Annotated in this window: 18 protein-coding genes; 2 read left to right on the top strand and 16 right to left on the bottom strand. The window is 43.8% G+C overall.

Annotated elements, in window-relative coordinates:
- Positions 1 to 52 precede the first annotated feature (52 nt).
- The 4 genes from JHD69_RS04035 to JHD69_RS04020 form a co-directional block, all read right to left on the bottom strand.
- A complete protein-coding gene (locus tag JHD69_RS04035) occupies positions 53 to 841 on the bottom strand; it encodes a TerC family protein (protein ID WP_199137645.1) in 789 nt (262 codons plus the stop codon).
- Positions 842 to 921: 80 nt separating this feature from the next.
- The gene (locus JHD69_RS04030; RefSeq protein WP_199137644.1) at positions 922 to 2,262 is read right to left on the bottom strand and encodes a hypothetical protein; all 1,341 of its coding nucleotides are present in this window, start codon (positions 2,260 to 2,262) and stop codon (positions 922 to 924) included.
- A gap of 33 nt (positions 2,263 to 2,295) precedes the next feature.
- Complete coding sequence (locus tag JHD69_RS04025) at positions 2,296 to 2,835, bottom strand: hypothetical protein (protein ID WP_199137643.1); 540 nt, start codon at positions 2,833 to 2,835, stop codon at positions 2,296 to 2,298.
- Entirely contained in the window at positions 2,832 to 3,383 is a 552-nt protein-coding gene (locus JHD69_RS04020; RefSeq protein ID WP_199137641.1) for an RNA polymerase sigma factor, read from the bottom strand. Before JHD69_RS04020 ends, JHD69_RS04025 begins: the two co-directional genes overlap by 4 nt.
- 149 nt (positions 3,384 to 3,532) lie before the next feature.
- On the opposite strand from JHD69_RS04020, the gene aspS reads away from it, so the two are divergent.
- Positions 3,533 to 5,278 carry an aspartate--tRNA ligase gene (gene aspS / locus JHD69_RS04015; RefSeq protein WP_199137639.1) on the top strand — a complete coding sequence of 582 codons (1,746 nt, stop codon included), beginning with the start codon at positions 3,533 to 3,535 and terminating at the stop codon, positions 5,276 to 5,278.
- 38 nt (positions 5,279 to 5,316) lie between these two features.
- On the opposite strand, the gene JHD69_RS04010 is transcribed toward aspS, so the two are convergent.
- From JHD69_RS04010 to JHD69_RS03980, 7 genes are all read right to left on the bottom strand, one after another.
- Positions 5,317 to 5,760: a hypothetical protein gene (locus tag JHD69_RS04010; RefSeq protein WP_199137637.1), complete on the bottom strand. Its 444-nt coding sequence runs from the start codon at positions 5,758 to 5,760 to the stop codon at positions 5,317 to 5,319.
- Positions 5,744 to 6,124, bottom strand: a complete 381-nt coding sequence (locus tag JHD69_RS04005; RefSeq protein WP_199137635.1) for a phage holin family protein — start codon at positions 6,122 to 6,124, stop codon at positions 5,744 to 5,746. Before JHD69_RS04005 ends, JHD69_RS04010 begins: the two co-directional genes overlap by 17 nt.
- A gap of 24 nt (positions 6,125 to 6,148) precedes the next feature.
- On the bottom strand, positions 6,149 to 6,415 hold the full coding sequence (locus JHD69_RS04000; protein WP_199137633.1) for a YtxH domain-containing protein: 267 nt from the start codon (positions 6,413 to 6,415) through the stop codon (positions 6,149 to 6,151).
- 80 nt (positions 6,416 to 6,495) lie between these two features.
- Positions 6,496 to 7,548 carry an AI-2E family transporter gene (locus JHD69_RS03995; protein ID WP_199137631.1) on the bottom strand — a complete coding sequence of 351 codons (1,053 nt, stop codon included), beginning with the start codon at positions 7,546 to 7,548 and terminating at the stop codon, positions 6,496 to 6,498.
- A 91-nt stretch (positions 7,549 to 7,639) separates the two neighbouring features.
- Entirely contained in the window at positions 7,640 to 9,067 is a 1,428-nt protein-coding gene (locus tag JHD69_RS03990; protein WP_199137629.1) for a sigma-54-dependent transcriptional regulator, read from the bottom strand.
- A gap of 238 nt (positions 9,068 to 9,305) precedes the next feature.
- The gene (locus JHD69_RS03985) at positions 9,306 to 10,091 is read right to left on the bottom strand and encodes an enoyl-CoA hydratase/isomerase family protein (RefSeq protein ID WP_199137627.1); all 786 of its coding nucleotides are present in this window, start codon (positions 10,089 to 10,091) and stop codon (positions 9,306 to 9,308) included.
- 3 nt (positions 10,092 to 10,094) lie between these two features.
- On the bottom strand, positions 10,095 to 10,514 hold the full coding sequence (locus JHD69_RS03980) for a cobalamin B12-binding domain-containing protein (RefSeq protein ID WP_199137625.1): 420 nt from the start codon (positions 10,512 to 10,514) through the stop codon (positions 10,095 to 10,097).
- Positions 10,515 to 10,636: 122 nt separating this feature from the next.
- Between JHD69_RS03980 and JHD69_RS03975 the strand changes: the two genes are divergently transcribed.
- The gene (locus JHD69_RS03975; protein WP_199137623.1) at positions 10,637 to 12,292 is read left to right on the top strand and encodes a glutamine--tRNA ligase/YqeY domain fusion protein; all 1,656 of its coding nucleotides are present in this window, start codon (positions 10,637 to 10,639) and stop codon (positions 12,290 to 12,292) included.
- A gap of 319 nt (positions 12,293 to 12,611) precedes the next feature.
- Here the strand turns inward: JHD69_RS03975 and JHD69_RS03970 are convergent, their stop codons facing one another.
- The 5 genes from JHD69_RS03970 to JHD69_RS03950 form a co-directional block, all read right to left on the bottom strand.
- Positions 12,612 to 13,205 (bottom strand): hypothetical protein, encoded by a 594-nt coding sequence (locus JHD69_RS03970; protein WP_199137621.1) that lies wholly within the window; start codon positions 13,203 to 13,205, stop codon positions 12,612 to 12,614.
- Between the two features lie 74 nt (positions 13,206 to 13,279).
- A complete protein-coding gene (locus JHD69_RS03965; protein WP_199137619.1) occupies positions 13,280 to 13,744 on the bottom strand; it encodes a hypothetical protein in 465 nt (154 codons plus the stop codon).
- A gap of 38 nt (positions 13,745 to 13,782) precedes the next feature.
- Positions 13,783 to 14,151, bottom strand: coding sequence for a hypothetical protein (locus tag JHD69_RS03960; RefSeq protein WP_199137617.1), 369 nt, complete (start codon positions 14,149 to 14,151; stop codon positions 13,783 to 13,785).
- Positions 14,152 to 14,202: 51 nt separating this feature from the next.
- Positions 14,203 to 14,529, bottom strand: coding sequence for a hypothetical protein (locus JHD69_RS03955; RefSeq protein WP_199137615.1), 327 nt, complete (start codon positions 14,527 to 14,529; stop codon positions 14,203 to 14,205).
- Positions 14,530 to 14,748: 219 nt separating this feature from the next.
- Positions 14,749 to 14,942: hypothetical protein (locus JHD69_RS03950; protein WP_199137613.1), on the bottom strand; the 194-nt coding region annotated here is incomplete at its 5' end.

The raw sequence follows: 14,942 nt of genomic DNA, 5'->3' as shown, positions 1-14,942 counted from the left end.
TAGGAAACCGTCGTGACGATTAGAGCTTCCTGTCGACATGCGGATTTGCGATTTACTTCTTGTCGGTATCTTCATGTGGTGTATTGCGCAACTTGACCGGCTTTTTGCCTTTTTTCATTTTCAGGTTCAGCATTTCTACCAATACCGAAAAAGCCATGGCAAAATAGATATAGCCTTTAGGGATATGCTGGTCTAAACCTTCGGCCAAAAGCGAAACCCCAATGAGCAGCAAGAACGAAAGCGCCAGCATTTTTACGGTTGGGTGTTGATTGACGAAATTGCTGATGGCTCCGGCCGAAACCATCATAATGATTACGGCAATGATAACCGCGGCAATCATCACCTCCACATGTTCGGCCATACCTACGGCGGTAATCACCGAATCGAGCGAGAATACGATATCGAGCAGCAGGATCTGCACAATGACACCACTAAAAGAATATACTTTTCCTTTGACTTCATGCTCTTCGGCGCTCTCCAGTTTTTCGTGTATCTCGTGCGTGCTTTTATAAATCAGGAAAATACCACCGATAATCAGGATCAAATCGCGACCAGAAATAGCCAGCTTGCTTAGCCACTCTTGGCTGTCAACGCCAAACCACTCGCCAATGTTAAACAAGGGCGAAGTAAGTTTCATGATCCAGGTTAGCGACAGCAACAGGAGCACACGGGTAATCATGGCGAGGCCCAAACCCAGCTGACGCCCCTTTTTTTGCTGATGTTCTGGTAATTTACCCGATAAAATAGAAATGAAGATAATGTTGTCTATCCCTAAAACAATTTCTAAAACGGTTAGGGTCAATAGTGAAATCCAGGCTTCTGGACTGCTTAAAAATTCCATAGTTAATCTGATCTTAGGCGAAAATAAAAAAAGCCTGCTAATTTTCATTAACAGGCCTTGACTTTATTTGTTTGGTTTGTTTATCTAAATGTAACCGAATTATAGGCAGAACGTACGCTTACCTTGTTGCTGCCCCCTTTGCCGATCTGGCCGGTATAGCGTTTGGTCTGGTCGTCGTCGTCGTTGGTTTTGCGCGCCGTTACATTGCTGCCGTATTTAAAGCTATTGTAGCTTACCGCTACATCAAAATCGGCTGAATAGCCGGCATCAAAACCCAAAGCCACACTGCTGTATTCGGCATTGACACTGATGTTTCTGCTCATTGCATCGATATTGTTGGCACTTAGCGAACCGTATTGGATCCTAGCGCCCAAGTTGCCATGCAGGTTGGCTATTTTAACCGTGGCGTACTGCACGTCCAAATCGAGTGGGCCCGCATTGCCAATGGTGATGCCGCTGCCATATTGATGCCTGATTACAGAAGCATTTTTTACGGTTCCGATATTTACCGAAGTGTATTGCAAATCGAGATTCAACGTACCCGCCGTGCCAATGGTTAGGCCGCTGCCGTATTGATGTTTAATGGTAGCGCTGTTTTTAATGGTGTTAATATTGGCCGAGGTGTATTGCGCATCCAAATCGAGCGTACCTACCGAAGCAATGGTTAAGCCCCCGCCATATTGATGCTTGATACGCGCCTGGTTCAGGTCTTGCAACACACATTTGCCATATTGTACCGAAATGTAGTTATTGGCATTGCTCAAGTCGCCGGCGGTAAGATTGCCATATTGTACCTTAAGCGAAGTTGGGCCAGCAAAGCTATCCATTACAATGCCGCCATATTCTTGCGACGCGGTTAAAGCATTGGTTGATGGCATGTAAACCGTATAGTATACCTTTACTTCCTGACGCCATCTTTTGCCATTGCGGCTGCCACTTCCCTTATTGCCGTCGCCGATGCTTGTTTTAAACGATACAACGTCGCCACTTTTAGAGGCATTAATGTTGGTATTGTCCAGCAAGCGTTGTGCGGCTTCTTCGGTATTGGCATAGGCTTTAATGTCTACGTCTACCTTCACTTCGTTTTTGTCCCAGGTTTTAATGGTCATGCCGCCATACTGATTGCTCAAATTCACTTTGTCGTTGCGGTCTACACTAAACGACTTGGAGAAGGTTTTGGCCCGCATCGGATCATCGGCATCTTGGTTGCTGCTGTACGAATAGCTTACCGAGCTTGAATTGCTTACGCTGATTTGAGAGGCTTTTGATCCGCCGTTTTTGGCTACAGTGGTTGACATCACCGGCGCAGCTGGTGCTGCGGGGCTCGAGGCGGTTACTTCTCCGGTTTGCACAGCGTTAACGTGCGTAGCGAGCAATAGCAAACCCGACACCCCCAAGGCTACATTTTTTATTCTTTTCATGATCGATTGTTTTGTGATACAAAGCCGTTGGCCCTATATCGAATTCTCCTTTTTATATTGATTGACTTGGTTTATAATTCCTAATTGCTGGCTAAGCAACTGCGATTGTATTTCGAGGTTTTTCATCATGGCTTTGACTACGTCTGCGCGGTTAGGGCTGGTTTGCAGCTCTTGTTTTAGGGCTTCGTAATCTCTGCTCAGTTTGGACATATCGTCGGTAAATTTGCCATACAGCTCCGGATTATCCTTGGCATAAACCTGTAGGCTGTCTTTCTTTTCCTCGATAAGGCTGGCCAAATGCACCTGTTTGTTTTTAAATGCCGGATTGACATCGGCAATTTCCAAACCCGTACTGTTGGCTTTTTTATAGCTGGCCGTAAAATAAATGCCCAAACTAATCACCAGCATCGCCGCGATGCTGAGCCACGAATATAACCTTACCGACTTTTTTGGCTGTTCTTTTTCTTTCTTGTCTAATTCGGAGGCTATGCGTTCCCACAGCTGTTCTGACGGGCCTTTTACTTCAAATTCTTTCTTGTTAGCCTTTACAAACTCCTCTAATTTATTATTCATCTTGCTACTCCTTTCGTTTCTAATAAACTATTCAACTTTCTCTTGGCTCTCATGTACTGCGAGCGTGATGTATTTTCTGTTATTTTCAATATGTGTGCAATCTCTTCGTGGTCGTAGCCCTCAAACAAATACAGCGTTAGTACCACTCGGTATCCATCTGGCAGCTCGGCCACGGCAGCTTTAATGGCTTCTACCTTTAAAGCGGTTTCTTCTGGGTCTGGTGCCGTTTCTTCGGCCACGTCAACCTCGTCTATGCTTACAAATTCGGCTTTGCGTTTACGCAAATAGTTAATGGCCCGGTTAATCACGATCTGTTTAAGCCATAAACCAAACGTGGTTTCCTGCCTAAAATCCGCAATACGGTTAAAGGCATCCAGGAATGCTTCCTGAAGTACATCTTCGGCTTCGGCATCGTCGTTTACAATACGCAGGGCTACGTTATACATCGCGCTAGCATATAATTTGTAAAGCTCAAACTGTGCTTTCCGGCTTCCCGCTCGGCATTCGTTAACCAGCGAAACGTGTTTGTCTATGTATGCAGTTTCCAATTTTAAAAGGCGTTCAAATCAAGAGACAGTCTATTTTCAAAAACGTTGCATCAAGGTAGAAAAAAAAATTTTCTGCCCACATAATCAGCCTAGGTTTCGGAAACCTTGACAGGATTGTGTATTTTTGCGGCTCAAAATTTGATTTAAAGATGTTAAGAACAACTACTTGCGGCGCCTTAACGCTGCAAAATCTAGGCGAAAACGTTACACTTTGTGGCTGGATGCAAAATTCGAGAGATTTGGGCGGGATGACTTTTATAGACATTCGCGACCGTTACGGCATTACGCAATTGGTTTTTAACATGAATGACAATGCCGACCTCTGCCAAGCCGCGCGCAACCTTGGCCGCGAATTCGTGATCAAGGTAAGTGGCGTTGTAGTAGAGCGTTCTAACAAAAACAAGGAAATTCCGACCGGCGATATCGAAATTAAGGTAGAAGCCCTCGAAATATTGAACAAGGCCAAACTGCCTCCATTCTTAATTGAAGATAAAACCGATGGTGGCGACGATTTGCGCATGAAATACCGTTACCTTGACCTGCGCCGCAATCCGATCAGGAACAACATGATCTTGCGCCACAAAATGGCTCAGGCTACCCGCCGTTACTTAGACGGATTGGATTTTATTGAAGTAGAAACGCCGGTACTGATCAAATCGACACCGGAAGGCGCCAGGGATTTTGTGGTACCAAGCCGCATGAACGCGGGCGAGTTTTATGCCCTGCCCCAGTCGCCACAAACCTTTAAGCAATTGCTGATGGTTTCGGGCTTTGACCGCTACTTTCAGATTGTAAAGTGTTTTAGGGACGAAGACTTGCGTGCCGACAGGCAGCCAGAATTCACCCAAATAGACTGCGAAATGTCTTTCATCGAACAAGAAGACATTCTACATACTTTCGAAGGCCTGATCCGTACCTTGTTTAAAGAGGTACGCAACTACGACCTGCCTGAAGTACCTCGTATGCAATATGCCGATGCGATGCGCTGGTATGGTTCAGATAAGCCTGATACCCGTTTTGAGATGAAGTTCATCGAAATGAACGAGGTGGTAAAAGGGAAGGATTTTGCGGTTTTTGACAATGCCGAACTGGTAATTGCCATCAACGCCAAAGGCTGTGCACACTATACCCGTAAGCAATTAGACGAACTGACCGACTTTATCAAGCGTCCGCAAATTGGCGCTACCGGTTTGATTTATATGCGCCACAACGAAGACGGCTCGTTAAAATCGTCGGTCGACAAGTTTTATAGCGAAGAGGAGCTGCAAAAATGGTCGGCCGCCTGCCAAACCGAACCTGGAGATTTGGTATTGGTGATGGCCGGCGTAAAAGACAAGGTACGCAAGCAATTGAGCGAGCTCCGCTTAGAAATGGGCACACGACTTGGCCTGCGCAACAAAGATACCTTTGCCGCACTTTGGGTACTCGACTTTCCGTTGCTGGAATGGGATGAGGAAACCGAGCGCTACCACGCCATGCACCATCCGTTTACTTCGCCTAAGCCAGAAGATATTGCTATGCTCGATACCGCACCTGGCGAGGTAAGGGCCAATGCCTACGATATGGTGGTTAACGGCACTGAAATTGGCGGTGGATCTATCCGTATTTACGACCGCGACTTGCAGGCTTTGATGTTCAAACACCTGGGCTTTAGCCCTGAAGAGGCTCAAAAACAATTTGGCTTCCTGATGGATGCCTTCGAGTTTGGCGCGCCTCCGCACGGTGGCATTGCCTTCGGCTTCGATAGGCTTTGCTCTATTTTTGCCGGCCTCGATAGCATCCGCGATGTGATTGCTTTCCCTAAAAACAACTCGGGCCGAGACATCATGATCGATAGCCCAAGCACCATCGACGAAAAGCAATTGAAAGAGCTGAAAATCAAATCTGATTTATAAATTAACAAAAAAGGAAACCAAAATGGTTTCCTTTTTTGTTAATAGGTTTCGCTGTCTGGCGGAATGCCATAATCTACAAAAGCCAGCTCTTTTTCCTTGTCCTTTTTCTTTTTGGTAAAAAGCGATTTCACCAGGTTAAAAATGCCCGACATGCTTTCGGCATCTAAAGATTTGCCTACTTTGCCCGATACCAGCGCCGCCAAGGCCTTGGTAATCAGACCGGAGCCTCTAAAAAAAGTACTGTTCATTAGCATAGGCAGCACAATAGACATCACCTTGCTACTGATATGGGTTTTTTCGTCTAATTTGAGAAAACCACTTGGGGTTGCATATTTTTTAATCAGGTTACCAATAGAAAACCGAGCCACATACGCTTTCGAATCATGCTTCAGCATTTCGCCCCTTTGTTTATAATCGGCCTTAAGGCGCTTGATTTCGCCTTGCAGGTCGTTCAGGTTCTGTATGTTACTTCTCTTCTTCATCGTCGTCTTTATCGGCAACTTTATCGAAATATTTTTTGATGAACATGTTGATCAAATGTTTTTCGATGTATTTGTCCTTGGTTAAATAAACAATAACAGACAGGAACAGGTAAATTCCTGCCACGCACCCAAAACCGGCCGCATAGCTTCCCAAAACGGTCGACAGGTAGAGCGCCAATGTAAACGAAGCAAACAAAAATGCCAGTACAAAGCAAATAATTACCGCAGCGCTCGTAATCAGGTCTGCAAATATTTTAGAACCTTTTTCTACCGCCGACAACCTGGTATATTCGATACGCGTATCAATATACTCCTTGGCATCTAAAAAGATATCCTCTAAGCCTTTTTCTTTGTTTTCTTCCATTATTTGTTCGTGTTGTTAAATCGCTCAAACGTTTTCTACTTCCGATGAATACTCATCTTCCACGTCTCTCAGTTTGCTTTTGATAGAGTTTACTACTTTATCTTTCAGCGAAGTGAGGTTGTTGATCTCATCGGCCGCCTTGTCTTTGATCGAATCGCCAAAATCTTTCAACGACTGTCCTAATTTATCGCGAGTTTCGCTTCCTTTTTCTGGGGCAAACAATAAACCTAATGCTGCTCCTGCAGCCAAACCGGCTAATAGCGCTACAACTACTTTTGAATTATCGCTCATGATCTTAAAATTTTATGTTTAACAATTTGTTTGTTTCAAATATAGCAGAAGAGATGTTATTGCATTGTTAAAACTCGTTTTTATAACTCCTCATGTTCCCGAATTGTTTTAATTCTTTCCAATCTTTCCGAAGCCAGCGAACTGGTTTCGTAGATTTTGACGAGCAGCATAAAGTACGAGAGCAACAGTGGGCCAAACACCAGTCCCAATATACCAAATAAAGGAATACCAATAACCACGCCAATTACCGTAATTATGGGATGAATATTTCCAACTTTTTTGGCAATCATGAAACGCAACACATTATCGATGTTAATGATAACCACAAAACCGAAGATGAGCATGGCCCAGGCGGCAAAATTATTACCGTTGGCCATTTGCAACAGGGCGGCCGGCACAAACACCACCGGCGGACCCAAAACGGGCACAAAAGAAATAAAAGTGGTAACCACGCCCCAAAACAACGGGTCTTTGTAGCCCAGCACGTAAAACGACAAGCTGACCAGCGAGCCCTGCACCAAACAGATGAATCCCTGCCCCACTACATTGGCATAGGTAGTATTACGCATTTCTTCGGCAAAGCGTTGTGCATTCTGTTCTCTAAACGGGGCATATTTGATTAACGCCCGCTCAAAGGTTTCGCGCTCTACTAGCATGAAATAAAGAATAAAGTACATGAGCAACAGGCCCAGCACCGTGTTAAAAATACCCGAAATAAGCGATGGGAAAAGCCCTGTTGCCCAGGCTCCCGCTTTTTTGAGGCCGTCTTCAATAATCACCTGCACGTTTTCCTCTACCGGCAAAAGATGTTTTACCTTATACAGGATGTTCTTGAAATAAAGCTCGTCGTTGCGTAGCTCTGTTATTTTCTCAATCACCATGCTGCTTAATGCGTAAAAAGGCAACACCAGCACTACTAGCGACAGAAAGAGCAGGAGAATGGCCGTAAAGCTCTTGTTCCAGCCCCTTACTTCGGTCAAATAAATATAGCCTGGGCGCAAAATGGTATAAAGCACCAAAGCGCTTAACAAGGAACTAAAAATGCCGAGCAGGGAATAGGCAATTAAACAGCCCAGGGCAATAATAATGACCAGGTTGATGTTATTGCGCTGTTTGTAGTTAAATAAAGACATATAGAGCTTTAGCGGTTAAAAGCAATAATAGCAAAAGCCCCCAAAATGTTTTTAGAATCTTTAAATTTAATAGGCCAAGGCCACAATTAGCCTAGTTGCCCAGATCTATCGCCTTCATTTTGTTGTAAAGCGTTTTGCGGTCGATATTTAAAAGCTTGGCGGCTTTGGTTTTGTTAAAATTCACTTCGCGCAGCACATTTAAAATGGTTTCGTACTCTGCTTCGAGTGCGGCATTTTTCAAATCGCGGGGCCTATTGGTACCTGCCGAACGGATAATGGTGTTCTCTACGGCATTTTCGATAGCGGTGGCCTTGGCATAGGTAGAAATTTCCAAAGGCAATGCCTTGAGCTGGATTTCTTCGCTTTCTGTAAGCAAGGTGGCTCTTCTTACCACATTTTTAAGTTCGCGCACGTTACCCGGCCAGTTATAGGTTAAAATACATTCTTCTACCTCTTCCGAAAAGCGCTGCACGTTACGGTTAAGCTCGGCATTAGCCTGCGCCAAAAACGTGTTGGCAAACACCATAATGTCGGTACCCCTTAAGTGCAAGGGTGGCAAATGGATAGAAAATTCGTTAAACCGATGGTACAAGTCTTCCCTAAAACGGCCTTTTTGGATAGCTTCGCCCAAGTTTTCGTTGGTTGCTACGATAATGCGAACATCCAGGTCGATTTCCTTGGTGCTGCCAATACGCTTGATTTTACGTTCCTGTACTGTTCTTAGCAGGGCTGCCTGGATGTCGTAAGAAAGGTTACCTACTTCATCCAAAAACAAGGTGCCTCCATTGGCCATCTCAAAATGGCCTATCTTGGTGTAGAGCGCTCCGGTAAACGAGCCTTTCTCGTGACCGAAAAACTCGCTTCCCGCCAATTCTTTGGTTAGCGAACCGCAATCCATGGCAATAAACGGCTTGTCTTTTCTCGGGCTGTTCATGTGGATGGTTTTGGCCACCGATTCTTTTCCCGTACCGCTTTCGCCGGTTAGGATAACACTATAGGAAGTTGGGGCTACCAACATGATCTGACGCATCAAGTCTCTCGAAGCCGCACCTTGGCCCACCACAAATTCGCCGGTTTCGGCTTGTATCTGCTTGTTGTTGCTTTTGTCTTTCTTGTTTCCGGTTTCAACAGGATCGTTGGCTGCTGCATTCAAGGCAATCTGCGTTTCGATAGCCTTGTTAATCGTATTGAGAATCTCGTCGGGATAAAGTGGTTTGGTGATATAGTCGTACGCCCCCAATTTGATCAGTTCTACAGCCAGCTTGATATCAGAATAGCCGGTAATGATAATCACACCGGTTGTAGGGTATCTTTCCTTGATTTTGATGAGCATTTCCTTTCCGTCTGTATCCTCCAAGCGATAATCACACAGCACGAGGTCAAAACTTTGCTTAGAAAGATAGTCCATGGCAGAGGCACCACTGGTAGCAGTTTCTACGGCAAATGAATTTCTGGTTAAGAATTTAGACAGCAAAAGGCCTATATTAACCTCATCATCAACAATTAATATTTTTTTCATACGAAATATGCGCCAGTCAAATAATAGCTAAATATAGCTAAAAAATTACTGTGGGAAATATTTTCTACACCATTTTTAAGTTTTTTTACAATTAATTCACAGCGGGAATTTTTTTCTCGTTTAAATTAAAGTTATTTTTCCTTTAAGTTAAAAATCAGGTAATTGCAAAAAATATTGCCTTAAAAAAAGAAAGCCTGCCTGCATTTCTTGCAGACAGGCCATAACTTTGGAGCGGCTCTTATTTACCGCTGAAAACAGGTTTTCTTTTTTCTAAAAATGCCGTTACGCCTTCTTTAAAATCGGCCGTACCAAAGCATTTGCTAAATTCTTCTATCTCTACCTGAAAGCCATTGCCTGTTTTGTTGCCACCTGCCGCATTGATGGCTTTAATGGCACTGGCCACGGCCAATGGAGCCCTGAGTTTGATTTTGCCTAGTATTTCTTCGGCTTTGGCTATCAGCATAGTTTGTGGAACGACTTCATTTACCAAGCCCATTTGCGCCGCTTTTTCGGCGGTAACCATATCGGCAGTGGCGATCATCTCCATAGCCCTGCCTTTGCCCACCAGTTGCGTTAATCGTTGCGTACCGCCATAACCCGGAATAAGGCCTAAAGTAACTTCAGGCAGACCCAATTTGGCATTTTCGCTGGCAACGCGGATGTGGCAAGCCATGGCCAATTCCAAGCCGCCACCTAGTGCGAAGCCATTGATAGCCGCCACTACCGGTTTCGGACAGTTCTCGATGGCATTGAATACATTTTCCTGTCCTTTTTGGGCCAGTTCTTTGCCCTCTGCCAGGTTATAGTTTTGAAATTCGGAGATATCCGCTCCGGCCACGAAAGCCTTTTCGCCTGCACCAGTTAGCAAAACACCACGCACTTCTGGATTCGAAGTAGCATTGGCAATGACATCGGCAAGCTCGGCTAGCACTTCCTTGTTTAGTGCATTGAGTTTTTGCTCGCGGTTGATGGTCACGTAAAGTATATTTTCCTTGATTTCGGTTAACAGTTGTTGATAGGTCATAACTTAAAAATTTCGATGGGTAACTACCCAGTTTTCAATATATTGAACGATGCTTGTCATGGGGGTGCCGGGGGCAAACAACTCGCCCACACCTATTTCCTGGAGTTTTTTCATATCGGCTTCCGGGATAATGCCTCCACCGGTGAGCAACACATCGTTCAGTTCTTTCTTTTTCATGATTTCTACAATCTTCGGAAAAACGGTCATGTGCGCTCCCGAAAGAATCGAAATCCCGATGGCATCTACATCCTCTTGCAGGGCTGTATTCACCACCATTTCGGGGGTTTGGCGCAAGCCGGTATAAATCACCTCCATTCCGGCATCGCGCAGGGAAGTAGCAATAACCTTGGCGCCACGATCGTGCCCATCTAAGCCTACCTTTGCCACTAAAACACGGATGGGCCTATTCAATGTCTTGTTCATATTTGATTGTAAAATAGGATGTAAATGTAAAGAAATTAGCCGTTTTATTCATTAATCCTTGCAAACAAGCTCAAAAAATAGCCCTATTCTTCGTAACTTTGACATTTAAGATAGATAATTTTATGAGTGAAGAGAAATCATTAAACTTTATTGAAGAGCTAATAGAGAATGATTTAAGCAGCGGCAAATACAAGACGTTGGTTACACGTTTTCCGCCCGAGCCTAATGGATACCTGCATATTGGCCATGCCAAAGCCATCTGCCTTAATTTTGGGTTAACCCAGAAATACGGTGGCTATACGAATTTGCGTTTCGACGATACCAACCCGGTAACGGAGAAAACCGAATACGTAAACAGCCAGCAGGAAGATATCCAATGGTTGGGCTTCCAGTGGAAAAACGAACTGTATGCTTCTGATTATTTTGACCAACTGCACGGCTTTGCTGTAAAATTAATTGAAAAGGGCCTGGCTTATGTAGACCATAGCACAGCCGAAGAAATTGCTGCCCAGAAAGGCACGCCTACCGAACCGGGAACGCCAAGTGCCTACCGCGGCCGCAGCATCGCTGAAAACCTCGATTGGTTTGCCCGCATGAAAAACGGCGAGCTGCCCGATGGCGCCTGTACCTTGCGTGCCAAGATCGATTTGGCGAGTTCGAACATGCTGATGCGCGATCCGATCATTTACCGCATTAAACATGCCCACCACCACCGTACCGGCGATGCCTGGTGCATTTACCCAATGTACGATTTCGCCCACGGCCAAAGCGACAGCATCGAGCACATTACACACTCGATTTGTACCCTGGAATATGTGGCACACCGTGAGCTGTACGATTGGTTTATTGAGCAATTAGAGATTTTTCCATCTAAACAATATGAGTTTGCCCGTTTAAACCTCACCTATACCGTCATGAGCAAGCGCAAGCTGCTGCAATTGGTTAACGAAGGTTTGGTGAGTGGCTGGGATGATCCACGTATGCCTACCATCAGTGGTCTGCGCAGACGCGGCTACACGCCAGAGAGTATCCGCGAGTTTTGCGAACGTATTGGCATTGCCAAGCGCGAAAACCTGATCGAACTGAGCTTATTGGAGTTCTGCATCCGCGAAGATTTGAACAAACGCGCCAACCGGGTGATGGCGGTGTTGGATCCGATCAAATTGGTGATTACCAACTATCCGGAAGGACAAGAAGAAATATTGATCGGCGAAAACAACCCTGAAGCAGAAGATAAAGGCGGTACCCGCGAAATTCCTTTCAGCAATGAATTATGGATAGAGCGCGAAGACTTTATGGAAGAACCTGCCAAAAAATGGTTCAGGCTGGCGCCAGGCGCTACGGTAAGGTTAAAACATGCCTATATTGTACAGTGCCATGACTTTAAAAAGGATGAAAACGACAACATAACCGAGGTTCATTGTACTTATATTCCAGAATCGAAAAGTGGTGCCGACACCAGTGGCATCAACGTAAAAGGTACCATCCACTGGGTGAGCACCAAACATGCACATACCGCAGAGGTTCGTTTGTACGACAGGCTGTTTACCGTGGAATCGCCAGATAGCGAGGAAGGCGATTTTAAGGACTACCTGAACCCGAACAGCATGGAAGTGATCAAAGCGGCTTATATCGAGCCTTATTTGGCCAACGCGACTACTGGATTGGGCTATCAGTTCATCCGCAAGGGTTACTTCAGCTTAGACAAGGACTCGACGCCAGGCAAGCTTATTTTTAACCGTACGGTTGGCTTGAAGGATTCGTTTAAGGTGAAGTAGAATGCATTGCGAAAGATCTTACCTCAAATTTTTATCCATAAAAGCCCTCAAAATTTGAGGGCTTTTATGCTAGCATTCCGTTGAAGGCAACAATATATGTCACAAAACAAAGATACTTAAGCACAGAAAAATCAAAAACCAAATTGAATATGATTTTGTGGTCGACTCTATTGTGCCTTATCAACAACAAGGACTAATCAATGAAACGAAGGCATTCATCTTAAGTCAGTTTATTGGTGCATATGAACCCCGAAGGAAATGACTAGGGCACTTCCTTCGGTTAGCCCGCCTAGTGGCTGGACAAAGGCAATAAATCAAATCATAGCGAAGTGCCCCTATAAGGTCTTAAGATAAACTTTTCGGGTTTGATTGCGTTTGCCACCTCCGTCAAAAGCCCTTGATCCGTGCTCAACAAATCAATATTTGCATGTCCTGATATTTTTATAATAAATGGCCGTTCGCTGTGTGAGATATCTAGATCCTTATATAAAAGACCTACTTCGTTAAATACAGCAAGCGGGTATGAAATCAACTCCTTCGCAAACTTCAGCAAATCATCTTTTGTAAACAATAAGGCTCCTTTAAATTCATTTGGAATATGATTTTGTTTGAACACGGTCCGTAAAGCTGCTAGATTATCCTCTTCATTGGGAAACCATTTCATGTCTTTGTTATCGTAATTAACTGTCCAGGATGAACCCTTGTCGAACTGAGATATTATCGCTTTAAACCACTTCTCATAAGCTTCAAGATATTCCGCCAATCCAATTTTCCTTCCTTCATAGCCACCTGGCAGCTGAAATGAGACTCCGTACCATTTGGCAATTGAATTAACATCTTGATCCAAGAAATCGAGGTATTGCTCCCTATCGTAAGGAAGGGCTTTTTTAACATTCTTTTTAAATGCGATCATACAGGTCTATAGCTATTTCTTTCTGCCTAAACGCACATTAGTTTGAACTGTAAACCTGCGCTAGCTGAGTTGAACTATTCAACTTTATGAAGTTTTTTGAGGCTGGATAAGAAATCTGAATTAAAAAAATCGACAAGAGGCTTTATCCCTGGGCTCTCAGCTTGATAACCACCAGAAACTGTTGTTTTATTATAGGCCATAGTTAAATAAACATTTGTCTTAATTGGCATAACTGCCTTGTTTTGAGGTTCAATCTTTAGTTCATATTCAATTGTATCATTACCAACCTTTAATTCTATAGTTAATCTGATTGCATAATCCTCATGAATATTTCCAACCGTATCTGTTATGAAATACTTTCCATTGGATTTTAACTTAGTATAGTTACTAATATCCTCCACTAATTCATTTATACTTCCTTGGTATTCATAATTTTGAATTGGTGGCGTTTGCCGACTAACGCCACCTACAAAATGAACAACAACACCTACTGCTATTAGTATAACAACAAAGCATATTATGGTTAAAACCTTGCCCATTGTTAACATTTATCCATCAGTTCTTTATCTCGATTAGTTCAATTTGCCAAACTTATCAATATAAGTAAGAATACAAAAGCATAGATTATTCTTTGAAACATAATCGAAGTCATTTTGATCCTTAATGATTTTATCTCATCTGACATTTGCGATTTATTGGCGCTTTCTTTTTGCCATTCGGCAATATAGTGCGCAAGAACTATAAAAACCAGCCCCATTACAGGAATTTGGACAACCTTTGCAGGGAGCATAAAATCAGTTTTTATTACAAAATGTAATGCCACAATCAATACAAAGACAATCCATAACCCTATTGCAATTTTTCTATTTATCAGCTCCGGACGATTAAGATTAATAAAGAGCATTAGCAACGATAGGCAAAAAAAGAGGGTATATATAAGTTTCATGTATTGTAGCTGAAGTTAGACTTAGAGGCGTGAGCTTCGTCTAACATTTGATTAATCATTAGTAAATGTTCTATAATACACAAGGTTTCCACTGCTGTTTCTCCTATAAGCCTTAAGTACATAGCTTTTGCTCTTTTTACTTACAGAATCTCCCACCTTAAGAAAGGCACTGTCGCGTCCTTTAAAAAAGAAATCCCCAATAAATTGTCCTCCTTTATAATAATACATAACCCCCCCTCTATTTGCAAAACTAATGGAATCTATATGTGAATTGATTGGGGTTACATATGTTTTATGCCCTACATAAATATTTTTAGTGATAAAATAAAGCGCTACAGCACTTGCTAGAATCAGTATAAATAAAGATGATTTTTTCATTTTTCCAAACCTGATTTGCATATATTAATTCATTTGGTCGGCGCACGTTTAATGTTGTCTTCTTAATTGCTTACCTGAACCTTCCAATCTAGTTTTTCCAGTTCTTCTTCACTGAACGTAAAATACTTATAAATCTTTCTTTTAATTAAGGTGTCTATACTATTGTAATGTTTTAAACTATCAACATTAAACACAAATAGATTCAGCTTTTTATTTTTACTATATGCTATTGCCCCTGTCTCTTATACACATCTGACGCTGCCGACGAACCACGACAAAAAAATTTGGGTGGGGGGGGGGGGGGGGGGGGGGGGGGGGGGGGGGGGGGGGGGGGGGGGGGGGGGGGGGGGGGGGGGGGGGGGGGGGGGGGGGGGGGGGGGGGGGGGGGGGGGGGGGGGGGGGGGGGGGGGGGG

It is taken from the genome of Pedobacter sp. ASV12, assembly GCF_016429155.1.
Lineage (GTDB): Bacteria > Bacteroidota > Bacteroidia > Sphingobacteriales > Sphingobacteriaceae > Pedobacter.
The sequence above is the reverse complement of the archived record's forward strand: the minus strand, read 5'-3'. Positions and strand labels throughout refer to the sequence as shown.